Here is a 23,219-nt window from a genome sequence, read left to right as displayed (position 1 = left end):
CAGTCCACGGCCTGAAAGACCCATGTTCCGCCCATGGCTGTTCCCCCGCCCCAATTCACCGACGAGGAAATCGACCGGCTGGTCGAGACCTTCTACGCGCGCATCCGCCGGCACCACCGCCTGGGGCCGATCTTCGAGAACGCGATCGGCGAGGACGGCTGGCCCGCGCACTTGGCGACGCTGAAGGACTTCTGGTCGTCGGTGCTGAACACCACGGGCCGCTACAAGGGTCAGCCGATGGTCGTGCACCAGCATGTCGAGGGCCTGACCGAGGGCCTGTTCATGCCCTGGCTGAACCTGTTCCATCAGACCTGCGTCGAGCTGTTCGACGCCCCGCGCGCCGCCATCGTCGGCCAGAAGGCCGAACGCATCGCCGCCAGCCTGAAACTGGGCCTGTTCTTCAAGCCGGATGCGGTCGCTTGAGCGCCCTATCCGAAGAGGGCTTCGTCCGTTTCGAGGCGGACGAGACAAAAGCGCTGCTGGGTCCGGCGGCCACAGCCGCCTGGGCGTCGTTCGCCGACAGCTGGAACGACCTGCCGCTGGACGGCTTCATGGCCGACGGCGGGCGGTATCGCCGGCGCCGGTTCGCGGCCTTCTCGGCCTCGCCCCAATCCGTCGAGCGCAAGCCGCACCAGCCGCACTGGCAGAGCCGCGACTACAACCCGCTGAACGGCGGCGTGCAGCGCTGGTTCGAGCCCGTCACCGACGCCATCGCCGAGCATCCGGTGACGCAGGGCGTGATCCGCGCCGGCCTGGAACTCTTCCACCCGATCACGTCGCTGGCCCCGGCCGCCTGGCATGTCGAACTGCACCAGTTCCGCATCGAGGCCCGCGCCGGCGAGGAGGGCCAGCCCACGCCCGAGGGCGCGCACCGCGATGGGGTCGACTGGGTGATCGTCATGCTGGTCGACCGCCAGAACGTCGACAGCGGCGTGACCGACATCTTCGCCCCGGACGGCGCCAGCCTGGGGTCGTTCACGCTCACGGCGCCCGGCGACGCGGTGTTCCTGGACGACCACCGCGTGCTGCACGGCGTGACCCCGATCCGGCCGCTGGATCCGGCCCAGCCGGCGGTGCGCGATGTGCTGGTGGTGACCTACCGCCGCGAAGAAACCGGTTAACCAAACACCCGCCAAGGTTGCCGCTGCGACCGCTTGTCGCATGCGGACTGTGATCACGACGTGCCACGGTGAGGTTCCGCTTCCCAAGGGATTGAGCGTCCGTCGCGCATGTCCAGAGACGACAACGCCTTGCCGCCCTACCCGCCCCTGGAGCGCCGCGCGGTGTTCTCCAGCGCGATGGCCGACGCGGTTCCGATCCTGATCGGCTATGTCGACCGCGAGCAGCGCTACCGCTTCGTCAACCGCGCCTATGAGCGCTGGTTCGGGATCGAACGGTCGGAGATCGAGGGCCGCACCCTGCTGGAGGTGCTGGGCCAGGAGGCCTATGGCCGCCTGCGCGGCCACGTGACCCGCGCCCTGGCCGGCGAGAGCGTCACCTTCGAGGGCGAGGTCGGCTACCAGGCCGGCGCCCGCTACATCGAGGCCCAGTACGTGCCCGACATCGCCCGCAACGGCGAGATCCCCGGCTACTACGTGCTGGTCACCGACATCTCCGAACGCAAGCAGCAGGCCGCCGAGCTGGAGCGGATGCTGGTCGGCGAGCGGCGGCGGACGGCCCTGCTGGACCTGGGCCAGAAGCTGCGTGACGAGGCCGATCCGATCTGCATCGCGCAGAAGGCCGCGCGCATGCTGACCGAGCAGCTGGGCGTGGGCCGCGCCGGCTATGCCGAGATGGACGTCGTCAATGAGGTGGCCGATATCGTCGCCGACGACGGCGGGGCCGATCGCAGCGTCGCACCGCTGAGGGGACAGCAGATCCGCCTCGACGACTTCGGTCCCTCGATGAGCGCCGACATGCGCGCGGGCCACGCGGTCACGGTCGGAGACATCGCGCTGGACCACCGCACCAACGCCCCCGACGCCCTGGAGGCCTATGCCGGCCTCGGCGTGCGGTCCTTCATGACCATCTCCCTGGTCAAGGCCGGCGTGCTGTCGGCCTATGTCTATCTCTCCCACCCGGAGCCGCGCGCGTTCCCGCCCGACGAGGTCGCCTTCGTCGCCGACGTCGCCGAGCTGATCTGGACGGCCAGCGAGCGGGCCCGCTCGGACCTGGCCCTCAAGCGCGCCCAGGAGACCGAGCGCCTGCTGATCCGCGAGGTCGACCACCGCGCCAAGAACGTGCTGGCCGTGGTCCAGTCCCTGGCCCAGCTGACCCCGTTCGAGGACAAGGCCCAGTACGTCCAGGCGCTGTCGGGCCGCATCGGCTCGCTGGCCCGCGCCCACAGCCTGCTGTCGACCGCCCGCTGGACCGGCGTCGACCTGCACGACCTTCTGCGGCTGGAGCTGGATCCTTACGGCATTGATGGCGAGGGCCAGATCGTCATCGACGGCCCGCCGGCCCTGATCGACGCCCAAGCCGCCCAGTCCCTGGCCCTGGTCATCCATGAGCTGGCCACCAACGCCAGCAAGTACGGCGCGCTCTCCCGGCCGCTGGGCCGCCTGAACGTCAGCTGGATCTGGGACGTCGGCGATGTGCTGCGCCTGATCTGGCGCGAGGACGCCGGCGCGCCCGTGGTCGCCCCCGCCCGACGCGGCTTCGGCTCGACCCTGATCGAGAGCGCGGTCAAGCAGGTGGGCGGCAAGGTCGAGCTGACCTGGCGTCCGCAGGGCCTGAAGGTCCGCCTGGACATCCTGAAGGGCGCCCAGCCCCGCGCGACGGAAGCCGCGCCGGTCTACCGCCCCGGCCTCTCCGCCGACGAGAGCCCCGCCCTGCGCGACCAGCGCGTGCTGGTGGTCGAGGACGAGGCCGTGGTGGCCATGGAGCTGACCCGAGTGCTGACCGCCGCCGGCGCCAAGGTCGTCGGTCCGGTCGGTACGATCGAGGAGGCCCTGCACCTGCTGGACGACCAGCCGATCGACCGCGCCCTGCTGGACGTCAATCTTGGCGGCCGGTTGATCACCCCGGTGGCCTTGGCCTTGAGCCGCCGCCGCATCCCGTTCGTCTACCTGACCGGCTACCAGGAGCCCGACGTCGACGACGGTCCGATCCTGCGCAAGCCCGTGGCGACCAGCGCCCTGCTGGGCGCGCTCGCCAGAGGGGCGCCGGTCCCCGCGCAGTAGGCGTTTTAGCCCGTTCCGCCCCACGGCGCGTGTTGTGGCTTGAAATTGCAATTCGTTCTCAAGTAAGGACGAGCCTCCAACGCCAAGGTTCGTCAGTACGCCGTGAAATCCGCCGCCGACCAGCATCGCCGCTCTTTCTGGCTGAAGCAGCTGCACCAGTGGCATTGGATCAGCGCGGCGGTGTCCCTGATCGGCATGATGCTGTTCGCCATCACCGGCATCACCCTGAACCACGCCGGCCAGATCGAGGGCAAACCCGTCGTCGTCTCGCGCAAGGCCACCTTGCCGCCCGAGCTGCTGGCCGTGCTGGCCAGGGGTCCGGAAGAGGGCAAGCGCCCCCTGCCCGTCCAGCTTGAGCCGTTCCTCGACAAGGCCGTCGGCGCCGACGTCGCGGGTCGCGAGGGCGAGTGGTCGGCCGACGAGGTCTATGTCGCCCTGGCCCGTCCCGGCGGCGACGCCTGGGTGTCGATCGACCGCGAGACCGGCGCCGTCGAGCATGAGAAGACCACGCGCGGCGCGGTGTCCCTACTCAACGACCTGCACAAGGGCCGCAACACCGGCAAGGCCTGGGCCTGGTTCATCGACGTGTTCGCCGCCGCCTGCGTGATCTTCACCGTCACCGGCCTGATCCTGCTGCAGTTCCACGCCCGCGCCCGGCCGCTGACCTGGCCGCTGGTGGGCCTCGGCTTGGCCGCCCCGCTCATTCTCATCATCCTGTTCGTCCACCTTTAGAGGCAGAGACTCCCGTGAAGCGTTCGATCTCCCTGCTCACCTTTGCCGGCGCCGCGATTGGCGCCCCGGCCATGGCCGCCGACCTGAACGTCACCGTCGAGGTGCCGAAGCTGACGGTGGCCGAGTACCACAAGCCCTACGTCGCCATCTGGATCGAGAACCCGGCCGACAGCACCGCCGCCGGCACCCTGGCGGTCTGGTACGACGCCGACTCCAAGGAAGACCACGGCACCAAGTGGCTGAAGGACATGCGCCAGTGGTGGCGCAAGGCCGGCCGCGAGATGAGCTTCCCGGCCGATGGCGTCACCGGCGCCACCCGCGCGCCGGGTCCGCAGACCGTGGTCTTCGCCGGCTCGAAGGGCGCCCTGAAGGCCCTCAAGCCCGGCGCCTACAACCTGGTCGTCGAAGCCGCTCGCGAAGTCGGCGGCCACGAGGCCGTCCGCGTGCCGTTCACCTGGGGCAAGCCGGGTAAAGCCACCGCCAAGGGCGCGACCGAACTGGGCGCCGTCACCGTTTCCGTGAAGTGAGAAAAGCCATGACCTTCAAGAAGCGCCTTCTGGCCGTCGCCGCTCTGGGCGTCGTGCTGGCCCTGCCGATGTCGGCCTCGGCCCACCGTGGCTGGATGGTTCCGTCGTTCACCAACCTGTCGGGCGAAGGCGCGTGGGCGACCATCGATGCGGCCGTGTCCAACGAACTGTTCCACCCCGACCACCGCCCGATGCGCCTGGACGGCGTCCAGGTGCTGGCGCCGGACGGGACGCCGGACAAGATCCAGAACAGCGTCACTGGCCAGCTGCGCTCGGTGTTCGACGTCCAGCTGAGCAAGCCGGGCACCTACAAGATCTTCACCGCCACCAACTCGGTGATGGCCAGCTACACCGAGGGCGGCGTGGTGAAGCGCTTCCGTGGCTCGGCGGAAGACTTCGCCAAGCAGGTCCCGGCCGGCGCCGCCGACCTGAAGGTCATCAAGATGGCCAGCCGCAATGAGACCTTCGTCACGCGCGACAAGCCCAACACCGACGCCCTGAAGCCGACCGGCAAGGGCCTGGAGCTGGTCCCCGTCACCCACCCGACCGACGTGGTGGCCACCGAGCCGGCGACCTTCAAGTTCGTGCTGGACGGCAAGCCGGCCGCCGACCTGGAAGTCACCTTCGCCCCCGGCGGCCACCGCTGGCGCGCTAATCCGGGCGAGATCAAGCTGAAGACGGGTCCCGACGGCGCGGTGAAGTTCACCCTGCCGGAAGCTGGCATGTACTGGGTCAACGCCACGGTCCGCTCGGGTGAGACCGGCCGTGGTCCGGGCGGCCCCGGCGGCGGCATGGGTGGCGGCCAAGGCGGTCCGGGTGGCGGCGCTCCGCCGGCGCCGGGCGCGGCCCCTGCTCCGGCCCAGCCGCTGGCCGGCAACGGCCAGAGCGCCAGCTACACCGCCGTGATCGAAGCCCAACGGCCGTAAAACCAACCGTGTCATCCCGGCCGCAGCGAAGCGGAGAGCCGGGACCCAGGGGTCGCCGCAGTGCGCTTGGCCCCTGGGTCCCGGGTCGGCTACGCCGCCCGGGATGACACGGTTTTTTGTTGCTGAAGAACCATGCCCCGCGTCCTCGTCCCCGCCCTGACCACGCCGCCTGCCCGCCCCGTCGGCGGCAGCGTGCGCGCGTTCGGCGGCGCGACCATGGGCACGACCTGGTCGGTGAAGGCGGTATTGCCGGCCACCACCGACCTCCCGGCGCTCGAAGCCATGGTCCAGCGCGCCCTCGACGCCGTGGTGGCCGAGATGAGCCCGTGGGAGCCGCTGTCGGACCTCAGCCGCTACAACCGCAGCCCGGCCGGGACCTGGACGAAGCTGCCGCCCGCGACCGCCACGGTCCTGCGCCGCGCGATCGACGTCGCCGAGCAGAGCCAAGGCGCCTTCGACCCGACCCTCGGCGCCCTCACCGACCTCTGGGGCTTCGGCCCCCGCCCCTTCTCCGGCAGTCCGCCCGACGCCGAGGCCATCGCCCCGCTGCGCGACGCCGGCGGCTGGAAGCGCCTCACGCTCGACGGCGACGCCCTGTTCCAGCCCGGTGGCCTCCGCCTCGACCTCAACGGCATCGCCAAGGGTTTCGGCGTCGACCAGGCCGCCGCCGCGCTCGATCGCGCCCAGGTGAAGAGCTACCTCGTCGAGGTCGGCGGCGAGCTGCGCGGCGCCGGCGCCAAGCCCGACGGCCAGCCCTGGTGGGTCGAGCTGGAACGGCCGCCGACCGCCAATGACGCCGAGCACACCGTCGTCGCCCTGCACGACCTGGCCGTCGCCACCTCGGGCGACTACCGCCGGTTCTTCGACCATGACGGCCGGCGCTACGCCCACACCCTGGACCCGGCCACCGGCGCGCCGACCACCAACCCGACCGTCAGTGTCACCGTGCTGGCCAAGGACTGCATGAGCGCCGACGCCTGGGCCACGGCCCTGACCGTCATGCCCCCCGACGCCGCCCTGGCCTTCGCCGCCGAGCACGACCTGGCCGCCCTGATCGTCAGCCGAGGTCCGGCGGGCCTTGAGGAGCGCCTGTCGCCGGCCCTGCGGGCGATGCTGGACTAATGCTGGATCTCTCCGCCTTCCCGCCCGAGACCCGCCGTCTAATCGAGGCCGGCGCCGTGGCCGGCGTCTACGCCCTGTTCTGCGCCGGCATCGCGGTCCGCGAAGCCCTACGCGCCGCCGCCGTCCGCCGCGCGGCCAAGGCCCTTTCGCAAGGCGCCGGCGAGCCGGTGCTGGTCGCCTTCGCCAGCCAGACCGGCTTTGCCGAAGAACTGGCCAACGCCACCGCCAAGGCCCTGTCCGAGGCTGGCGCGCCGGTCACCCTGCGCGAACTCGGGGCCGTCACCGCCGCCGACCTTACGGGCCGCGCCCTGTTCGTGGTCAGCACCACCGGCGAGGGCGACGCCCCTGACCCCGCCCGCGCCTTCATCCGCGACGTGATGAAGGACGGCGCTGACCTCTCGGGCCTGCGCTACGGCGTGCTGGCGCTGGGCGACTCGACCTACGCCGAATATTGCGCCTTCGGCCGCTCGCTGGACGCCTGGCTGGCCCATTCGGGCGCGACCCCGCTGTTTGACCGCGTTGAAGTCGACGACGGCGATCCGGCCGCCCTGCGCCACTGGCAAGGACAGCTCAGCCTGCTCACCGGCGTCACCGACGCCCCCGATTGGACCCGCCCCGCCTACGGCCGCTGGACCCTGGCCGAGCGCACCCTGCTCAACCCCGGCAGCCCCGGCGGCGAGGCCTGGCACATCCGCCTCGTCCCCCCCTCTGGCGACGCCACGACCTGGCAGGCCGGCGACATCCTGGAAGTCGGTCCCCGGAACGACCCGGAGCTCCCGCACCGCGAATATTCGATCGCCTCACTGCCCAGCGACGGCGCCGTCGAGCTGATCGTCCGCCTGACGAACCGCGCGGACGGCCAGCTCGGCCTGGGCTCGGGATGGCTGTGCCGCCTGGCGGAGATCGGCCAGACGATCGACGCCCGCGTGCGGACCAACCGCAGCTTCCACGCCCCGGATGCCTCGCGTCCGCTGATCCTGATCGGCTCAGGCACGGGCCTGGCCGGCCTGCGCGCCCACCTCAAGGCCCGCGCCGCCGCCGGCGTGCGCTGGAACTGGCTGGTCTTTGGCGAACGCACCTCGGCCCACGACTATTTCCACCGCGCCGAGATCGAGGGCTGGAAGGCTTCGGGCCTGCTGGATCGCGTGGACCTGGCCTTCTCGCGCGACCAGGAGAGCCGGATCTACGTCCAGCACCGCCTGCGCGCGGCTGCCGACATCCTGCGCCGCTGGGTCGCCAACGGCGCGGCGATCTATGTCTGCGGCTCGCTGGAGGGGATGTCGCGCGACGTCCACGCCGTGCTGGTCGAGGTGCTGGGCGCCGAGATGGTCGAGCGCCTGGCCGACGAAGGCCGCTACCGGCGGGACGTGTACTGAACCCCAAAACCCGATCATCCCCGCGAAAGCGGGGACCCAAGCGGCGTTGGTCATCAAGCGCTGCGCACTATCGTCTCGCTCAGCTTGGGTCCCCGCTTTCGCGGGGATGATCGGTTTGGTTGAGAGCCTCTCGCTCCTCCGGCGTATTGGCCCCGCGCAGCCGCGCCATCGCGCCGTCCGGGATCGGCAAGGCCGCCAGCCCCGCCCGCTCCACGAACCGCCGCAGCGGCCAGCCCGCCACCGCATCGGTGGGGATCGCGATGGCGTCCAACACCATCGGCACCGGCAGGCCTTCGTAGTAGCCGCCGGCCACGAGCAACGGCGCCAGGTCCTCAACCGTCAGCGTCGGCGCATCCACGGCCAGCACCAGCAGCCGCGCGCAGCCCAGCGCCCGCGCCCCGGCCAGCACTCCGCCGACCGGCCCGGCCCCGGCCTCGTCATCGGCGACCCACGGCAGCCCCAGATCCGCCCCGGCCGTGACCAACGCCTCGGCCCCCACGGCCCGCGCCAGGGCCGCCACCCGGTCCACCGCCCGCACGCCGTCCCACTCAAGCAGGGCCTTGTCGCGCCCCATCCGCCGGGAACCTCCACCGCACAGAATGATCGCGCCGAGCATGGTCATGCCCGCGTCTTAGCAGGATTTTCCACTCCTCTTCCAAGCTGCGCCCGAAGCGGTCTAGTGTCCGGCCCGCAAAGGGACGGAAAAAAGAATGAGCCAGCCTGCCGAGCGCCAGCGTCGTCGCACGACCCAGAGCGCCACGATCCGTGACGTCGCCGCGCGGGCGGGCGTGTCGCCCATGACCGTGTCGCGGGTCATCAATCGCGAGAGCACGGTCAAGGAAGAGACCCGGGCCCTGGTCGAGAAGGCCATCGCCGACCTCAACTACGCCCCCAACCCCGCCGCCCGCAGCCTGGCCGGCAGCGCGCCCTTCCGCATCGGCCTGCTCTACGACAACCCCTCGACCGGTTACCTGTCGGAGTTCCTGGTCGGGGCCCTGGACGAGAGCAGCCGCACCGGCGCCCAGATCGTCATCGAGAAGTGCGCCGAGCCCGAGCTGGCCGGCGCCACCCTGACCCGCCTGCTCAAGACCGGCGTCGACGGCCTGATCCTGCCGCCGCCGCTGTGCGAGTCGCCCCAGGTCCTGGCCGAGGTGAAGGCAGCCGGCGCGGCCGCCGTGGCCGTGGCGCCCGGTACGACCAGCACCGACATGGCCACCATCCGCATCGACAACGAGGCGGCCGCCTACGAGCTGACCCAGCACCTGCTGAACCTGGGCCACAAGCGCTTCGGCTTCATCAAGGGTCACCCGAACCAGACCGTCAGCCAGCAGCGGCTGGACGGCTTCATGGCCGCCCTGAAGGCCGCCGGGATCCCCATGGAGGACATCCGGGTCGAGCAGGGCTACTTCACCTATCGCTCCGGCCTGGAAGCGGCCGAGAAGCTGATGGCCCATGAGCCGCGCCCGACCGCCATCTTCGCCGCCAATGACGACATGGCCGCCGCCGCCGCGGGCCTGGCCCATCGCCTGGGCCTGGACGTGCCGGGCGACGTCTCGATCGTCGGCTTCGACGACACCTCGATCGCCGACAACATCTGGCCCGCCCTGACCACCGTCCACCAGCCGATCGCCGCCATGGCCCGCGCCGCCGTCGACCTGGTCCTGGAAGAAATCCGCCGCCACCGCGATGGGGGTGGGGAGCCGAGGCAGCTGATGCACCCGCACACGCTGATCGTGCGGGATTCCAGCGGGCCGGTCAGCGAATAGGCCACTGGCGCTTCGAAACCTCGTCCTTCGACAAGCTCAGGATGAGGTTTCGACTGAAGCGCAGCGACAAGTCGTCCTCATCCTGAGCCTGTCGAAGGACGAGGACGGCCCCTCCCCGCTGGGTTTCCCAAAATTGGTCAGACAACGTGCTTGCGGCCTCGACATGTTAGCGCTACCAAGCATTTGACGAACGAGCGCCGCCGATAGTTGTCGGCAGCCTTGAGACGCTCGAACAAAGGGGAGACGACGCCGTGGGCGTGAGTGAATTCCTTCCGGAAGACTGGAAAGACGCGACTCTGCTGGGTCGTATCGACTTCGGCGATGGCCCGACGCCCGTGCTGGTGCGCGGCGGCCGTGTCGAGGATGTCTCGAAAATCGCCCCCACCGTCGCCGACCTGATGAACGCCTTCGGCCCCGCCGCGGCGATCCCGCGCGGCGAGGACAAGGGCCCGCTGGAAGCCCTCGACATCCGCCCCGTCTGGGAAGACGCCGATGGCCAGGCGGCCGTGAAGCTGCTGGCCCCCGTCGACCTGCAGGTGCTCAAAGCCGCCGGCGTGACCTTCGCCGTCTCGACCCTGGAGCGGGTGATCGAGGAACGCGCGCGCGGCGACGCCGCCGCCGCCCTGCAGATCCGCGAACAGCTGTCGGCCAGCATGGGCGGCGACCTGAAGAGCGTGAACCCGGGCTCGGAGGGCGCCGAGCGCCTAAAGCAGACCCTGATCAAGGACGGCCTGTGGTCGCAGTACCTCGAGGTCGCCATCGGTCCCGACGCCGAGATCTTCACCAAGGGCCCGACCCTGTCGTCGATGGGCTGGGGCGACCATGTCGGTGTCCGCTATGACAGCCACTGGAACAACCCCGAGCCGGAAGTCGTGCTGCTGTGCGACGGTTCGGGCCAGATCCGCGGCGCCGCGCTGGGCAACGACGTCAACCTGCGCGACTTCGAAGGCCGCTCGGCCCTGCTGCTGAGCAAGGCCAAGGACAACAACGCCTCGTGCGCGATCGGCCCGTTCTTCCGCCTGTTCGACGACGCCTTCAGCCTGGACGACGTCCGCTCGGCCGAGGTCACGCTGAAGATCACCGGCCGCGACAACTTCGTGCTGGATGGCCATAGCAACATGAGCCTGATCAGCCGCGATCCGGCGGTCCTCGCGGGCCAGGCGTTCGGCAAGCAGCATCAGTATCCGGACGGCTTCGCCCTGTTCCTGGGCACCATGTTCGCCCCGATCCAGGACCGCGACACCGCCGGCCAGGGCTTCACCCACAAGGTCGGCGATCGCGTCCGCGTCTCGACCGCCAAGCTGGGCGTGCTCGAGAACGAAGTCACCACCTGCGACAAGGCCCAGCCGTGGACGTTCGGCATCTCGGCCCTGATCCGCAACCTGGCCGGCCGCGGCCTCCTCTAATTCGAAAGCAAGCGCGATGACCGATACCCTGCGCCACTACATCGGCGGCGAACGCGTCGCTTCGGACGCCCCGACCCAGAGCCTGAACCCGTCGAACACCAACGACGTCGTCGCCCAGGTTCCGAACGGCGGCTCGGCCGAGGTCGACGCCGCCGTCGACGCCGCCAAGAAAGCCTTCCCATCGTGGTCGGAAGCCTCGCCGGAAGTCCGCTCGGACCTGCTGGACAAGGTCGGCAGCACCATCATCGCCCGCAGCGCCGACATCGGTAAGCTGCTGGCCCGCGAAGAAGGCAAGACGGTTGCGGAAGGCGTCGGCGAGACCGTCCGCGCCGGCCGCATCTTCAAATACTTCGCCGGCGAGGCCCTGCGCCGCCACGGCCAGAACCTAGAATCGACCCGTCCGGGCGTCGAGGTCCAGACCTATCGCCAGGCCGTCGGCGTCTTCGGTCTCGTGACCCCCTGGAACTTCCCGATCGCCATCCCGGCCTGGAAGGCCGCGCCCGCGCTGGCCTTCGGCAACACCGTGGTGATCAAGCCGGCCGGCCCGACCCCGGCCACCGCCAACGTGCTGGCCGACATCATGCAGGAATGCGGCGCTCCGGCCGGCGTGTTCAACATGCTGTTCGGCCGCGGCGCGATGGGCGACGCCCTGATCAAGCACAAGGACGTCGACGGCGTCTCTTTCACGGGCTCGCAAGGCGTGGGCGCGCAGGTCGCGGCCGCCGCCGTGGCCCGCCAGGCCCGTGTGCAGCTGGAGATGGGCGGCAAGAACCCGCTGATCATCCTGGATGACGCCGACCTGGAACGCGCCGTCGCCATCGCCCTGGACGGCTCGTTCTACGCCACCGGCCAGCGCTGCACCGCCAGCTCGCGCCTGATCGTCCAGGACGGCATCCACGACAAGTTCGTGGCCCTGCTGGCCGAGAAGGTCGCCGCCCTGCGCGTCGGCGATGCTCTGGACCCCAACACCCAGATCGGCCCGGCCGTCTCCGAAGACCAGATGGAGACGTCGTACAAGTACATCGACATCGCCAAGGGCGAAGGCGGCCGTCTGGTCACCGGCGGTGATCGTCTGAAGCTGGACAACCCCGGCTGGTACGTGCAGCCGACCCTGATCGCCGACACGCAAGCCGGCATGCGGATCAACAACGAGGAGGTCTTCGGCCCCGTCGCCTCGACCATCCGCGTGGGGTCGTACGAAGAGGCCCTGGAGATCGCCAACGGCGTCGAGTTTGGCCTGTCGGCCGGCATCGCCACGACCTCGCTGAAATACGCGCGCCACTTCCAGCGCCACGCCAAGGCCGGCATGACCATGGTCAACCTTGCCACGGCCGGCGTCGACTACCACGTGCCGTTCGGCGGCACGAAGAGCAGCTCGTACGGCGCCCGCGAACAGGGCTTCGCGGCGGTCGAGTTCTTCACCCAGACCAAAACCTCCTACTCGTGGTCGTAAGCAGCATGTCGTCAGCCATCTACCCCAGCCTGAAGGGCAAGCGCGTCGTCATCACCGGCGGCGGCTCGGGGATCGGGGCCGGCCTCACCGCCGGCTTCGCGCGCCAGGGCGCGGAAGTGATCTTCCTGGACATCGCCGACGAAGACTCCAAGGCGCTGGAAGCCGAGCTCTCGGGCTCGGCCATCCCGCCGGTCTACAAGCGCTGCGACCTGCTGAACCTAGACTCGATCAAGGCGGTGTTCGCCGAGATCGGCGACGTCGACGTGCTGGTCAACAACGCCGGCAATGACGACCGCCACAGCCTGGGCGATGTCACGCCGGCCTATTGGGACGAGCGCATCAACGTCAACCTGCGCCACATGCTGTTCTGCACCCAGGCCGTCGCGCCGGGCATGGCCAAGCGTGGCGGCGGGGCGGTGATCAACTTCGGTTCGATCAGCTGGCACCTCGGGCTGGAAGACCTGGTCCTGTACGAAACCGCCAAGGCCGGCATCGAGGGCATGACCCGGGCTCTCGCCCGTGAGCTGGGCCCCGACGACATCCGCGTCACCTGCGTGGTGCCGGGCAACGTCAAGACCAAACGCCAGGAGAAGTGGTACACGCCCGAAGGCGAGGCCGAGATCGTCAAGGCCCAGTGCCTGAAGGGCCGCCTGGTCCCGGAGAACGTCGCCTCGCTGGTGCTGTTCCTGGCCTCGGACGACGCCAGCCTCTGCACCGGCCACGAGTACTGGATCGACGCGGGCTGGCGCTGATCGGCCAAGCCGCTAACTGGCAAGGCCGTTCGACGAAAGGAGGACTTCCCTGGAGGCCCTCCCCGTCCTATCGAACGGCCAACACCGGTTTTACGGAGACGATGCGAGCATGAGCGCCGCTACCTGCGTTTGGGATCTGAAGGCCACCCTGGGCGAAGGCCCTATCTGGCACGGCGACGCCCTGTGGTTCGTGGACATCAAGGGCCACAAGATCCACCGCTACACCCTCGACGGCGAGACGCTGAGCATCGACGCGCCCGAGCAGGTGACGTTCCTGGCTCCGCTGGCGCCGGAAGGCGGCTTCATCGTCGGCCTCAAGAGCGGTCTGCACCGCTTCCACCAGGCGCTGGGCTTCAGGCCGCTGGTCACCGTGGAAGACCCCGCGCTGAACAATCGCCCCAACGACGCCACCGTCGACGCCCAACACCGCCTGTGGTTCGGCACCATGCACGACGGCGAAGCGACCAAGAGCGGCTCGCTGTACCGCATGGACGCGACCGGCGTGGCGCGGATGGACAAGGACATCTGCATCACCAACGGCCCGTGCGTCTCGCCGGACGGCAAGACCTTCTACCACACCGACACCCTGGAAAAGATCGTCTGGGCCTATGACCTGGCCGAGGACGGGACGCTGTCGAACAAGCGCGCGTTCGTGAACGTCAAGCTGGGCGACGACGTCTATCCGGACGGCACGGTGGTCGATTCCCAAGGCCACCTGTGGATCGCCCTGTGGGGCGGCTTCGGCGTGATCCGCGTCTCGCCGGAAGGCGAACTGGTCGCCCGCATCGAGCTGCCCGCCCCGAACGTCACCAAGGTCTGCTTCGGCGGTCCTGACCTCAACATCCTGTTCTTCACCACCGCCCGCAAGGGCCTGAGCGACGAAACCCTGGCCCAGTATCCGCTGGCCGGCGGCCTGTTCGCGGTTCGGGTCGACGTCGCGGGCCAGCCCCAACACGAGGTTCGCCTTGTCTGATCGCACGCCCCGCCGGTTCCGGTCCCGCGATTGGTTCGATAATCCGGACCATATCGACATGACCGCGCTCTATCTGGAGCGCTTCATGAACTACGGGATCACGCCGGAGGAGCTGCGCAGCGGCAAGCCGATCATCGGCATCGCCCAGACCGGCAGCGACATCTCGCCGTGCAACCGCATCCACCTGGACCTGGTCACCCGGGTCCGGGACGGGATCCGCGACGCCGGCGGCATTCCGATGGAGTTCCCGGTCCACCCGATCTTCGAGAACTGCCGTCGTCCGACGGCGGCGCTGGACCGGAACCTGTCGTACCTGGGTCTGGTCGAGACCCTGCACGGCTATCCGATCGACGCCGTCGTCCTGACCACCGGCTGCGACAAGACCACCCCGGCCGGGATCATGGCGGCCACCACGGTCAACATCCCGGCCATCGTGCTGTCGGGCGGTCCGATGCTGGACGGCTGGCACGAGAACGAGCTGGTCGGCTCGGGCACCGTCATCTGGCGCTCGCGCCGCAAGCTGGCGGCCGGCGAGATCACCGAGGCCGAGTTCATCGAGCGCGCGGCCTCCTCGGCCCCCTCGGCCGGCCACTGCAACACCATGGGCACGGCCTCGACCATGAATGCCGTGGCCGAGGCCCTGGGCCTGTCGCTGACCGGCTGCGCGGCCATCCCGGCCCCCTATCGCGAGCGTGGCCAGATGGCCTATCGCACGGGCCAACGGATCGTCGACCTGGCCTATGAGGACATCAAGCCCAAGGACATCCTCACCAAGAAGGCCTTCGAGAACGCCATCGCCCTGGTGGCGGCGGCCGGCGGCTCGACCAACGCCCAGCCGCACATCGCGGCCATGGCGCGTCACGCCGGGCTGGAAGTCACCGCCGACGACTGGCGCGCGGCCTACGACATCCCGCTGATCGTCAACATGCAGCCGGCCGGCAAATATCTGGGCGAACGCTTCCACCGGGCCGGCGGCGCGCCCGCCGTGCTGTGGGAGTTGCTGCAGCAAGGCCGCCTGCACGGCGACGTGCTGACGGTGACCGGCAAGACCATGGCCGAGAACCTCGAGGGCCGCGAGACCGGCGACCGCGAGGTGATCTTCCCCTACGCCCAGCCGCTGGCCGAGAAGGCCGGCTTCCTGGTGCTGAAGGGCAACCTGTTCGACTTCGCGATCATGAAGGCCAGCGTCATCGGCGCCGACTTCCGCGAACGCTACCTGTCCAAGCCGGGCCAGGAAGGCGTGTTCGAGGCCCGCGCCATCGTGTTCGACGGCTCGGACGACTACCATCACCGGATCAACGACCCGGCGCTGAACATCGACGAGAGCTGCATTCTCGTCATCCGCGGCGCCGGTCCGATCGGCTGGCCCGGCTCGGCCGAGGTCGTTAACATGCAGCCGCCGGATCACCTGCTGAAGAAGGGGATCATGTCCCTGCCGACGCTGGGCGACGGCCGCCAGTCGGGCACCGCCGACAGCCCCTCGATCCTGAACGCCTCGCCGGAAAGCGCCATCGGCGGCGGCCTGTCGTGGCTGCGCACCGGCGACACCATCCGCATCGACATCAACACCGGCCGCTGCGACGCGCTGGTGGATGACGCCGTGATCGCCGAACGCCGCAAGGAAGGCATTCCGGCCGTGCCGGAGACCATGACCCCCTGGCAGGAAATCTACCGCGCCCACACGGGCCAGCTGGAAACCGGCGGGGTTCTGGAGTTCGCGGTGAAGTACCAGGACCTGGCGTCCAAGCTTCCCCGGCATAACCACTAAAAAGAAAAGCCCCGGAGCGATCCGGGGCTTTTTTCTTAGTCCTCCGCGAACGACCGCCGCTCGGCGTCGATGCCGCTCTGTTCCAGCACGTCGTTGGCGATCGCGACCACCGACTCAGCGTCCTGCTTCGAGCGCGAGACCAGCACGACCTCGTCGCCGACCGCCACGGCCCAACGGTCGCCGTAGCGGCGCACGGAAAGATTTCGGTTCTGGTCGGACATCCAGCCACTCAAACGCTCAACGCAACGTCGAGCCTCAATTGGGCCAGAGCATGGCAGCTTGACCGCTTGGCCTGTGGATCCCCTCATGGTGAACGGAGGGACCCATGACATCGCAGGACTTCGAAGACGGCTTGGCGGCCATGGAGGCGGCCGCGCGGGAGGCGATCGCCTATCGACGGGGCGTCGCCGCCGCCGAGACGACGCCGGTGGCGACCTATCGCGACATGCTGGCGGTCTTCGATGCGCCCCTGCCCGAGACCCCGGACGCGCCGGGCGCGATCATCGACGACCTGATCACCCGCGCCACGCCGGGCGTCCGCGCCGCGACCGGGCCACGGTTCTTCGGCTGGGTGATCGGCAATTCGCACCCGACGGGCGTCGCCGCCGACTGGCTGGCCTCGGCCTGGGGCCAGAACGTCGGCAATCTCACCTCGGCCCCCGCCGCCGCCGCGATCGAGACGGTGGCGGCCAGTTGGCTGCTGGAGATCCTGGACCTGCCGCGCCAGGCCTCGGTCGGCTACGTCACCGGCGCCACGGTGGCCAACTTCGTCTGCCTGGCCGCCGCGCGGTCGGAGGTGCTGGCCCGCGTCGGATGGGACGTCGAGGCCGACGGCCTGATCGGCGCGCCGCCGGTGCGGGTGCTGATCGGCGCCGACGCCCACGCCACCGTGTTCTCTGGGCTGAAGTACCTCGGCCTGGGCGCCAGGCGGGTGATCACGGTCGAGACCGACGCGCTGGGCCGCATGCTGCCGTCGGCCTTCGAGCAGGCGATCAAGGGAGAAGGCCCGGTCATCGCCATCGCCCAGGCCGGCCAGATCAACACCGGAGCCAGCGATCCCTTCCTCGAGATCGCGCCGATGGCCAAGGCCGCCGGGGCTTGGCTGCACGTCGACGGCGCCTTTGGCCTGTGGGGACGCGCCGCGCCCGGCCGCGCCGACCAGTTGGCCGGCGTCGACCAGGCCGACAGCTGGGCCACCGATGGCCACAAGTGGCTGCAGACGCCCTATGACTGCGGCTTCGCCATCGTCCGCGACGCCGAGGCCCACCGCCGGGCCATGGCCATCTCGGCCAGCTACCTGCCACCGGCCCAAGGCGCGGACCGCGAGCCCTCGGCCTATGTGCCCGAGCTGTCGCGGCGGGCGCGGGGCCTCTCGACCTGGGCCATGCTGCGCCAGTACGGCCGCTCCGGCATCGCCGAGCTGGTCGAGCGCGGCAGCCGCATCGCGTCGGACATGGCCAGCGCCCTGGCCGCCGAGCCCGGTGTCGAACTGGTCGCCGAGGTGGTGCTGAACCAGTTCATGGTCCGCTTTGGCGACGACGACGCCGCCACCCTGGCCACGGTCGAGCAGATCCAGGCCGACGCCATCGCCTTCATCGGCGCGGCGACCTGGCGGGGACGCTGGGTGATGCGGGTCTCGGTCTCGTCGGCCGCCACCACCGACCGCGACGGCGAGATCACGGTCGCCGCGGTGATCGCGGCGTGGCGCATAGTTAAAGAGGCTTAAAAGTAAACGAGCCTGACCATGTAAAGAAGCTTAAGAATTTCCTAAAAAACCTGCAGTGAATTGTAAAATTCTCTTCTGGGTTGAAACTCAAAATAGGTCTATGGTTGCGGTATCGGGGGCTGTTTTATCTAGTGCGGACAGCATGTTGTCGGTGACACGAGCCCCTGTTGAACGTCCGGAATCGCCGACCCTGGTGGTCTTGGTGACGGCGCTGCAGCTCGGCCTGGTCGTGGTGGTCTGGCTCCTGGCCTTGATCCCCGCCGCGATCGCCGCCTTAACCGTCTTGGTCTTCAAAAGCGTGCGCGGCGCGCTGCGCAAGACGCCGGCTGTCCTGCCTCCCAAGGAGGACCGTCGATGAGCGTTCGCCCCGCCCAGGCCCCTGATCTCGCGCCCTTGGCCCGCCTGTGGTGGCAGGGCTGGCGCGACGCCTATCTGCCGCTGGTCCCCAAGGCCCTGGCTGCAAGGCGCACCCTGGACAGCTTCATCGACCGCATGGCCGTGGCCCTGCCGCGCGTACGGACGCTAGGACCGGTCGGCGCGCCGCTGGGCTTCCACCTGGTCAAGGACGACGAGCTGAACCAGCTCTATGTCGACGAGGAGTACCGGGGCGCGGGCATCGCGACCATGCTGGTCGTCGACGCCGAGGCGCGCCTGCTGGACGCCGGGATCGACACGCCCTGGCTGGCCTGTCCGATCGGCAACACCCGCGCCGCCCGCTTCTGCCAGAAGACCGGCTGGACCCTGGCCCGGCCCCAGACCATCCCGACCGAGATCCCCGGCGGCTGGTATCCGCTGAAGATCTGGCGCTACGAAAAACAGCTGGCCCAGACCTCGCCCTGGGCGGACCGCGCGGAGCGAGAGCTGTTCGGGTCGCGGCGCGCCGCCGAACGCGCTACGCAGGCGGAGGAACGCCTGCACCGAGTGACGCCATGGACCTCCGTCCCGCCGAACCTTCCGAACTGACCGCCTTGGCCGGCCTCTGGCATCAGGGCTGGCGCGACGCGCACCTGACGCTGGTCCCCGAGGCCCTGGTCGCCCTGCGCACGCTGGACAGCTTCACCGACCGCATGGCCGCCGCCCTGCCCGGCGTCCGGGTGCTGGGACCGCCCCCTGGTTCTGGCGGCGCGCCGCTGGGCTTCCACTTCATCAAGGCCGACGAGCTGAACCAGTTCTACCTGGCCGGCGAGGCGCGCGGCACCGGCGCGGCCGCCGCCCTGATGGCCGACGCCGAGGCGCGGTTGCTGGACCTGGGGATCACCACGCCCTGGCTGGCCTGCGCCATCGGCAACGCCCGCGCCGCCCGCTTCTACGAGAAGAGCGGCTGGACCCTGGCCCGCACCGAAGTCGTGCCCACCGAGACCTCGGCGGGCATGTTCCCGCTCGAGGTCTGGCGCTACGAGAAGGCCCTGACCTAGCCCGGCCCGCCGCCGCTGAAGTCGAACTGCTCAGGCCGCGCCTTGCCGCCGCCGAAGGCGTAGCTGAAGCCGAAGAACACCGAGCGGACATTGGCGCTGCGGCGAGTGCGGTCGCGCAGGGTCGGCGTCTCGGTGACGACCACCTCCTGGAACCAGTCCGCCGCGTCCTGGGCCGTGACCACGAACGACAGCTTGTCGTTGACCTTCCGGCGATAGCCCAGGTTCAGCATCTTGAACGGCTCGCGATAGCCCTGCGGGGTGATGCGCTTGCCCGAGGTGAAGACGTTGGCCTGGAAGAAGTCCTTGGGCGTGGCCTGCCAGTTCAGGTTGGCGCGGCCCGACAGGGTCGTGCCCGAACGGTTACCGGCAAAGCCCAGATTGGCCGCGTCGATCTCGTTCCAGAACATGTTGCCCGAGAGGTTGTAGGTCAGGGTCTTGGTCAGGCGGCCATTGGCGACCAGCTCGACGCCGCCGCTGCGGCTCTTGCCCAGGTTCTCGCGGGTGGTCAGGAAGACGCCGTTGCCCAGGTTGCTGACCACGTCGGTCACCCCGTCCTTGGCGTCGCGGAAATAGGCCGTGGCCAGATAGGTCGTCGGCCCCTTGCGGTACTGGTAGCCCAGCTCGAACGAGTCGGTGATCTGCGGCTTCAGGTTCGGATTGCCCTGCCGGTAGTTGAAGGGGTCGATATAGACCCGATACGGATGCAGGTCCTGGGCGCCCGGCCGCTGGACGCGGCGGCTGAAGCTGGCGCTGAGGTTCTGGTTCTCGTTCAGGCGATAGCCGGTGTGCAGGGTCGGGTAGACCTTGAAGTAGCTGTTGTCGGCCTTCACCGCGTGGGTGACGTCGTTCAGGTCGATCTGCACCTGCTCGGCCCGCAGGCCGCCCTGCACCGTGAAGTCGCCGAACGGGCGCTCATAGGTGACGTAACCAGCATAGACGTCCTGGTCATACAGGTAGCGGTTGGTGCGCGCCGGATCGGTCACCAGGCCGCCCGCGCTGGCGCCGCTGGCGCCGAAATTGGTGAAGTCGTTGCTGGACAGCTCGAAGTCCAGGCCGGTCTTCAGCTTGACGTCCTTGGGCAGCGGCTTGACGTAGTCCAGCTTCCAGTTGGCCCGCTCCTGGTCGACGCCCAGGCCGACATGCTCGTAGACCGTCGCGCCCGGCGTGTTAGCCGTGCGGGCGTCGAAGTCGCGCTGGAAGTCGGTGACCTCGTACTCCAGGTGCGAGGTCAGCAGGTGGTCGGCGCCCTTCATCTGCCGGCGCCAGTCGGCGCTGACGGCGGCGTTGTCGCGGGTCATCTCGCCGTCCAGGTCGCGGACATAGGCGCGAGCGCTCGCGCCGGCGGCGTTCTGGGCCGCGTAGGTCTCGTGGATATCGCTGTCGAATTGCATGCGGCGATAACGAACCTCGCCGCTGATGCGGTTCTGCTTGTCGAGGTCGTAGTCGACGCCGCCGCGCAGGTTGGCCATGCCGCCCTTGTTCTGGACGTCGGCGTCCTGGGTGCTGGGCAGGAAGCGGCCGCTGGCGGTATCCAGGGTCTCGCGCTGGATCAGCTGGCGAGCGTCCTGGGTGTCGTAGCGATAGCTGGCGTCGCCGCTCAGGGTCAGCTTGCCGTTGCGGCGCGTGGCGCTGACGCCGCCGTTGTGGCGGCCCAGGGTGTCGACATTGAAGCGGAAGGTGCCGTTCGTGCCCGGCTTCATGGTCTTCTTGGTGACCAGGTTGATGATCCCGGCCGAGCCGTCCGGACGGAAGGCGGCCGACGGGTTGGTCATCACCTCGACCCGATCGATCTGGTCGGCCGGCATCGACATCAGGGCGTCGCCCTTGCCCTCGCCGGTGAACTGGTTGCTGGGCTTGCCGTCGATCATGATCGTGACATTGGCGTCGCCGCGCAGGCTGACATTGCCGCGCACATCGACCTCGACCGAAGGCACGTTGCGCAGGGCGTCGGCGATCGAGCCGGTCTTGGCCGTCAGGTCATTGGCGACGCTGTAGCTGCGGCTGTCGATCGAGGTGCGGGTGGCCGTGGAGTCCGACGTGATCGTCACGGCTTCAACCGAGGTCGAGCCCTCTTTCGCGGCGGGCTTCGGCGCGGCCTGAGCGGACGGCGCTGGGGCGGTCTGCGCGTGGCCAACGACCGGCAGCAACGCCGTCGCGGCGGCGAAAAGAGCAAGCTTCAGACGCACGGTATCCCCCAGAGACTCAAGGCCCCGACGCGCCGACGCTGCAACGCCGACACCGGTAACATTACAAAAAGTACATGTGTAAGATTTAGCCTTCCGATGTGTAGCGCCCCTTTCGCCCGGAAGACAAATATCTTTTCCGCAATGTTCGCCGCCGCGCGTCCTACTCATGACGTCACGGAAACTGCTATCGAAGGACCGCAGGGGTGAGTCTCGTGCGCTGAAGGGGGTCGAAGAACCGCCGCTTGCGCGCTGATACCGGTAACACTAATGTCGCCGGCAACTAGAGGTCCGACAAGGACCATAGGGCATCAAACGGGCCGGACGGGCCCAACGGGGAGGACACCTGTGGCTTCAGTTTCCAACGCTGGCCCTAGCGCCGGCATGAGCGCCGATGGGGGCAAGGTCAACATGGCCTTCGTCGCCGGCATCGTCGCCGTCGCCACGATCGGCGGCTTCATGTTCGGCTATGACAGCGGCGTCATCAACGGCACCCAGGAAGGCCTGAACAGCGCCTTCAAGCTCACCGCCTTCGGCACCGGCCTGAACGTGGCCGCCATCCTGATCGGCTGCGCGATCGGCGCCTTCGCCGCCGGCCGCCTGGCCGACGTGTGGGGCCGCCGCACGGTGATGATCATCTCGGCGATCCTGTTCATCATCAGCGCCCTGGGCACCGGCGCGGCCCACACCTCGACCATCTTCGTCATCTTCCGCCTGATCGGCGGTCTGGGCGTCGGCGCGGCCAGCGTGCTCTGCCCCGTCTACATCTCGGAAGTCACGCCCGCGAACATCCGCGGCCGCCTGTCGTCCGTGCAGCAGATCATGATCATCACCGGCCTGACCGGCGCGTTCCTGGCCAACTACATCCTGGCCCACACCGCCGGCAGCTCGACCGCCGAGTTCTGGCTGGGCCTGCCCGCCTGGCGCTGGATGTTCTGGATGCAGGTCATCCCGGCCGGCGTGTTCCTGGTGTGCCTGCTGGGCATCCCGGAAAGCCCGCGCTACCTGGTCGCCAAGGGCAAGGAAGCCGAGGCCGAGAAGGTGCTGTCGCGCCTGTTCGGCGCCGGCGCCGGCGCGGCCAAGGTCGCCGAAATCCGCGCCTCGCTGAACGCCGACCACAAGCCGAAGTTCTCGGACCTGCTGGACCCGGCCACCAAGAAGATCCGTCCGATCCTGTGGGCCGGCCTGGTCCTGGCCATCTTCCAGCAGTTCGTCGGCATCAACATCGTCTTCTACTACGGCTCGGTGCTGTGGCAGTCGGTGGGCTTCACCGAGGACGACAGCCTGAAGATCAACATCCTGTCGGGCGCGCTGTCGATCATCGCCTGCCTGGCCGCGATCGCCCTGATCGACCGCATCGGCCGCAAGCCCCTGCTCTTGATCGGCTCGGCCGGCATGGCCGTGACCCTGGGCGTCCTGACCTGGTGCTTCTCGACCGCCACCACGGTCAACGGCGCCCTGCACCTGGACGCCAGCGTTGGCCCGATCGCCCTGATCGCCGCCAACCTGTACGTGATCTTCTTCAACCTCTCCTGGGGCCCGGTCATGTGGGTCATGCTGGGCGAGATGTTCCCCAACCAGATGCGCGGCTCGGCCCTGGCCGTCGCCGGCTTCGCCCAGTGGATGGCCAACTTCGCCATCTCGTTCAGCTTCCCGGCCATGGCCAAGCTGAGCCTGGCCGCGACCTACGGCTTCTACGCCGCCAGCGCCGTGGTCTCGTTCTTCCTGGTCCAGAAGCTGATCCACGAGACCCGTGGCAAGGAACTGGAGGCGATGGAGGGCTAAACCTTCTCCTCCCCTTCTGGGGGAGGTGGCCCGGAGGGCCGGAGGGGGCAACTAGGCCTATGCCGGCGATGCCCCCTCAGTCGCTCCGCGACAGCTCCCCCAGCGGGGGAGCAGATTCAAAGACGCC

Annotated in this window: 21 protein-coding genes and 3 pseudogenes; 20 read left to right on the top strand and 4 right to left on the bottom strand. The window is 69.1% G+C overall.

The window, feature by feature from the left end:
- Nucleotides 1–33 precede the first annotated feature (33 nt).
- The 7 genes and pseudogenes from AC07NF_RS10910 to AC07NF_RS10880 all read left to right on the top strand — a co-directional run bounded on the left by AC07NF_RS10910 (nucleotide 34) and on the right by AC07NF_RS10880 (nucleotide 5,367).
- Nucleotides 34–423, top strand: a complete 390-nt coding sequence (locus AC07NF_RS10910; protein ID WP_494631789.1) for a group III truncated hemoglobin — start codon at nucleotides 34–36, stop codon at nucleotides 421–423.
- Nucleotides 420–1,121: a 2OG-Fe dioxygenase family protein gene (locus AC07NF_RS10905; RefSeq protein ID WP_494631790.1), complete on the top strand. Its 702-nt coding sequence runs from the start codon at nucleotides 420–422 to the stop codon at nucleotides 1,119–1,121. The genes AC07NF_RS10910 and AC07NF_RS10905 overlap by 4 nt, the downstream gene beginning before the upstream one ends.
- Before the next feature lie 108 nt (nucleotides 1,122–1,229).
- Nucleotides 1,230–2,138 (top strand): annotated as a pseudogene (locus AC07NF_RS10900) (PAS domain-containing protein); the annotation flags it as partial.
- A gap of 42 nt (nucleotides 2,139–2,180) precedes the next feature.
- Nucleotides 2,181–3,182 (top strand): annotated as a pseudogene (locus AC07NF_RS10895) (HWE histidine kinase domain-containing protein); the annotation flags it as partial.
- 102 nt (nucleotides 3,183–3,284) lie between these two features.
- Entirely contained in the window at nucleotides 3,285–3,914 is a 630-nt protein-coding gene (locus AC07NF_RS10890; RefSeq protein WP_494631791.1) for a PepSY-associated TM helix domain-containing protein, read from the top strand.
- A 14-nt stretch (nucleotides 3,915–3,928) separates the two neighbouring features.
- Entirely contained in the window at nucleotides 3,929–4,441 is a 513-nt protein-coding gene (locus AC07NF_RS10885) for a DUF2271 domain-containing protein (protein WP_494631792.1), read from the top strand.
- The gene (locus AC07NF_RS10880; RefSeq protein WP_494631793.1) at nucleotides 4,438–5,367 is read left to right on the top strand and encodes a DUF4198 domain-containing protein; all 930 of its coding nucleotides are present in this window, start codon (nucleotides 4,438–4,440) and stop codon (nucleotides 5,365–5,367) included. Before AC07NF_RS10885 ends, AC07NF_RS10880 begins: the two co-directional genes overlap by 4 nt.
- Nucleotides 5,368–5,373: 6 nt before the next feature.
- Here the strand turns inward: AC07NF_RS10880 and AC07NF_RS10875 are convergent.
- Nucleotides 5,374–5,472, bottom strand: a pseudogene (locus AC07NF_RS10875) (hypothetical protein); the annotation flags it as partial.
- 27 nt (nucleotides 5,473–5,499) lie between these two features.
- Here AC07NF_RS10875 and AC07NF_RS10870 point away from each other — a divergent pair.
- A complete protein-coding gene (locus AC07NF_RS10870) occupies nucleotides 5,500–6,489 on the top strand; it encodes an FAD:protein FMN transferase (RefSeq protein ID WP_494631794.1) in 990 nt (329 codons plus the stop codon).
- On the top strand, nucleotides 6,489–7,865 hold the full coding sequence (locus tag AC07NF_RS10865) for a sulfite reductase subunit alpha (RefSeq protein ID WP_494631795.1): 1,377 nt from the start codon (nucleotides 6,489–6,491) through the stop codon (nucleotides 7,863–7,865). The genes AC07NF_RS10870 and AC07NF_RS10865 overlap by 1 nt, the downstream gene beginning before the upstream one ends.
- Nucleotides 7,866–7,944: 79 nt before the next feature.
- Here AC07NF_RS10865 and mobA read toward each other — a convergent pair whose 3' ends face one another.
- Nucleotides 7,945–8,487: a molybdenum cofactor guanylyltransferase gene (gene mobA / locus AC07NF_RS10860; protein WP_494631796.1), complete on the bottom strand. Its 543-nt coding sequence runs from the start codon at nucleotides 8,485–8,487 to the stop codon at nucleotides 7,945–7,947.
- A gap of 88 nt (nucleotides 8,488–8,575) precedes the next feature.
- On the opposite strand from mobA, the gene xylR reads away from it, so the two are divergent.
- From xylR to xylD, 6 genes are all read left to right on the top strand, one after another.
- Nucleotides 8,576–9,631 carry a transcriptional regulatory XylR gene (gene xylR, locus AC07NF_RS10855; RefSeq protein ID WP_492814554.1) on the top strand — a complete coding sequence of 352 codons (1,056 nt, stop codon included), beginning with the start codon at nucleotides 8,576–8,578 and terminating at the stop codon, nucleotides 9,629–9,631.
- A gap of 251 nt (nucleotides 9,632–9,882) precedes the next feature.
- Nucleotides 9,883–11,037, top strand: coding sequence for a fumarylacetoacetate hydrolase family protein (locus AC07NF_RS10850; RefSeq protein ID WP_494631797.1), 1,155 nt, complete (start codon nucleotides 9,883–9,885; stop codon nucleotides 11,035–11,037).
- A gap of 16 nt (nucleotides 11,038–11,053) precedes the next feature.
- Nucleotides 11,054–12,490 (top strand): aldehyde dehydrogenase family protein, encoded by a 1,437-nt coding sequence (locus AC07NF_RS10845; RefSeq protein WP_494631798.1) that lies wholly within the window; start codon nucleotides 11,054–11,056, stop codon nucleotides 12,488–12,490.
- 5 nt (nucleotides 12,491–12,495) lie between these two features.
- Complete coding sequence (xylB, locus tag AC07NF_RS10840; RefSeq protein ID WP_492814549.1) at nucleotides 12,496–13,242, top strand: D-xylose 1-dehydrogenase; 747 nt, start codon at nucleotides 12,496–12,498, stop codon at nucleotides 13,240–13,242.
- Nucleotides 13,243–13,351: 109 nt separating this feature from the next.
- A complete protein-coding gene (xylC, locus tag AC07NF_RS10835; protein WP_494631799.1) occupies nucleotides 13,352–14,215 on the top strand; it encodes a D-xylonolactone lactonase in 864 nt (287 codons plus the stop codon).
- Nucleotides 14,208–15,983 (top strand): xylonate dehydratase XylD, encoded by a 1,776-nt coding sequence (gene xylD, locus AC07NF_RS10830; protein ID WP_494631800.1) that lies wholly within the window; start codon nucleotides 14,208–14,210, stop codon nucleotides 15,981–15,983. Before xylC ends, xylD begins: the two co-directional genes overlap by 8 nt.
- Nucleotides 15,984–16,018: 35 nt before the next feature.
- Here the strand turns inward: xylD and AC07NF_RS10825 are convergent, their stop codons facing one another.
- Nucleotides 16,019–16,204 carry a hypothetical protein gene (locus AC07NF_RS10825; RefSeq protein WP_492814545.1) on the bottom strand — a complete coding sequence of 62 codons (186 nt, stop codon included), beginning with the start codon at nucleotides 16,202–16,204 and terminating at the stop codon, nucleotides 16,019–16,021.
- A 104-nt stretch (nucleotides 16,205–16,308) separates the two neighbouring features.
- Between AC07NF_RS10825 and AC07NF_RS10820 the strand changes: the two genes are divergently transcribed.
- From AC07NF_RS10820 to AC07NF_RS10805, 4 genes are all read left to right on the top strand, one after another.
- The gene (locus AC07NF_RS10820; RefSeq protein WP_494631801.1) at nucleotides 16,309–17,709 is read left to right on the top strand and encodes a pyridoxal phosphate-dependent decarboxylase family protein; all 1,401 of its coding nucleotides are present in this window, start codon (nucleotides 16,309–16,311) and stop codon (nucleotides 17,707–17,709) included.
- Nucleotides 17,710–17,851: 142 nt separating this feature from the next.
- A complete protein-coding gene (locus tag AC07NF_RS10815; protein WP_494631802.1) occupies nucleotides 17,852–18,067 on the top strand; it encodes a hypothetical protein in 216 nt (71 codons plus the stop codon).
- Complete coding sequence (locus tag AC07NF_RS10810) at nucleotides 18,064–18,672, top strand: GNAT family N-acetyltransferase (protein WP_494631803.1); 609 nt, start codon at nucleotides 18,064–18,066, stop codon at nucleotides 18,670–18,672. The genes AC07NF_RS10815 and AC07NF_RS10810 overlap by 4 nt, the downstream gene beginning before the upstream one ends.
- Nucleotides 18,639–19,124 carry a GNAT family N-acetyltransferase gene (locus AC07NF_RS10805; protein WP_494631804.1) on the top strand — a complete coding sequence of 162 codons (486 nt, stop codon included), beginning with the start codon at nucleotides 18,639–18,641 and terminating at the stop codon, nucleotides 19,122–19,124. Before AC07NF_RS10810 ends, AC07NF_RS10805 begins: the two co-directional genes overlap by 34 nt.
- Here the strand turns inward: AC07NF_RS10805 and AC07NF_RS10800 are convergent.
- Nucleotides 19,121–21,310, bottom strand: a complete 2,190-nt coding sequence (locus AC07NF_RS10800) for a TonB-dependent receptor domain-containing protein (protein WP_494631805.1) — start codon at nucleotides 21,308–21,310, stop codon at nucleotides 19,121–19,123. The genes AC07NF_RS10805 and AC07NF_RS10800 overlap by 4 nt on opposite strands.
- A 345-nt stretch (nucleotides 21,311–21,655) precedes the next feature.
- On the opposite strand from AC07NF_RS10800, the gene AC07NF_RS10795 reads away from it, so the two are divergent.
- Nucleotides 21,656–23,092 (top strand): sugar porter family MFS transporter, encoded by a 1,437-nt coding sequence (locus AC07NF_RS10795; protein WP_492814536.1) that lies wholly within the window; start codon nucleotides 21,656–21,658, stop codon nucleotides 23,090–23,092.
- The last annotated feature ends 127 nt before the right edge of the window (nucleotides 23,093–23,219 follow it).

It is taken from the genome of Caulobacter sp. GW821-FHT10A06 (genome assembly GCF_059415805.1).
The sequence above is the reverse complement of the archived record's forward strand: the minus strand, read 5'-3'. Positions and strand labels throughout refer to the sequence as shown.

What these genes read in the sequence shown, in the direction of transcription:
- AC07NF_RS10910 (WP_494631789.1), top strand. Translation starts at nt 34, where the DNA reads ATGGCTGTTCCCCCGCCCCAATTCACCGACGAGGAAATCGACCGGCTG.
- AC07NF_RS10870 (WP_494631794.1), top strand. Translation starts at nt 5,500, where the DNA reads ATGCCCCGCGTCCTCGTCCCCGCCCTGACCACGCCGCCTGCCCGCCCC.
- AC07NF_RS10865 (WP_494631795.1), top strand. Translation starts at nt 6,489, where the DNA reads ATGCTGGATCTCTCCGCCTTCCCGCCCGAGACCCGCCGTCTAATCGAG.
- mobA (WP_494631796.1), bottom strand. Translation starts at nt 8,487, where the DNA reads ATGACCATGCTCGGCGCGATCATTCTGTGCGGTGGAGGTTCCCGGCGG.
- xylR (WP_492814554.1), top strand. Translation starts at nt 8,576, where the DNA reads ATGAGCCAGCCTGCCGAGCGCCAGCGTCGTCGCACGACCCAGAGCGCC.
- AC07NF_RS10845 (WP_494631798.1), top strand. Translation starts at nt 11,054, where the DNA reads ATGACCGATACCCTGCGCCACTACATCGGCGGCGAACGCGTCGCTTCG.
- xylB (WP_492814549.1), top strand. Translation starts at nt 12,496, where the DNA reads ATGTCGTCAGCCATCTACCCCAGCCTGAAGGGCAAGCGCGTCGTCATC.
- xylC (WP_494631799.1), top strand. Translation starts at nt 13,352, where the DNA reads ATGAGCGCCGCTACCTGCGTTTGGGATCTGAAGGCCACCCTGGGCGAA.
- AC07NF_RS10825 (WP_492814545.1), bottom strand. Translation starts at nt 16,204, where the DNA reads ATGTCCGACCAGAACCGAAATCTTTCCGTGCGCCGCTACGGCGACCGT.
- AC07NF_RS10820 (WP_494631801.1), top strand. Translation starts at nt 16,309, where the DNA reads ATGACATCGCAGGACTTCGAAGACGGCTTGGCGGCCATGGAGGCGGCC.
- AC07NF_RS10815 (WP_494631802.1), top strand. Translation starts at nt 17,852, where the DNA reads ATGTTGTCGGTGACACGAGCCCCTGTTGAACGTCCGGAATCGCCGACC.
- AC07NF_RS10810 (WP_494631803.1), top strand. Translation starts at nt 18,064, where the DNA reads ATGAGCGTTCGCCCCGCCCAGGCCCCTGATCTCGCGCCCTTGGCCCGC.
- AC07NF_RS10805 (WP_494631804.1), top strand. Translation starts at nt 18,639, where the DNA reads ATGGACCTCCGTCCCGCCGAACCTTCCGAACTGACCGCCTTGGCCGGC.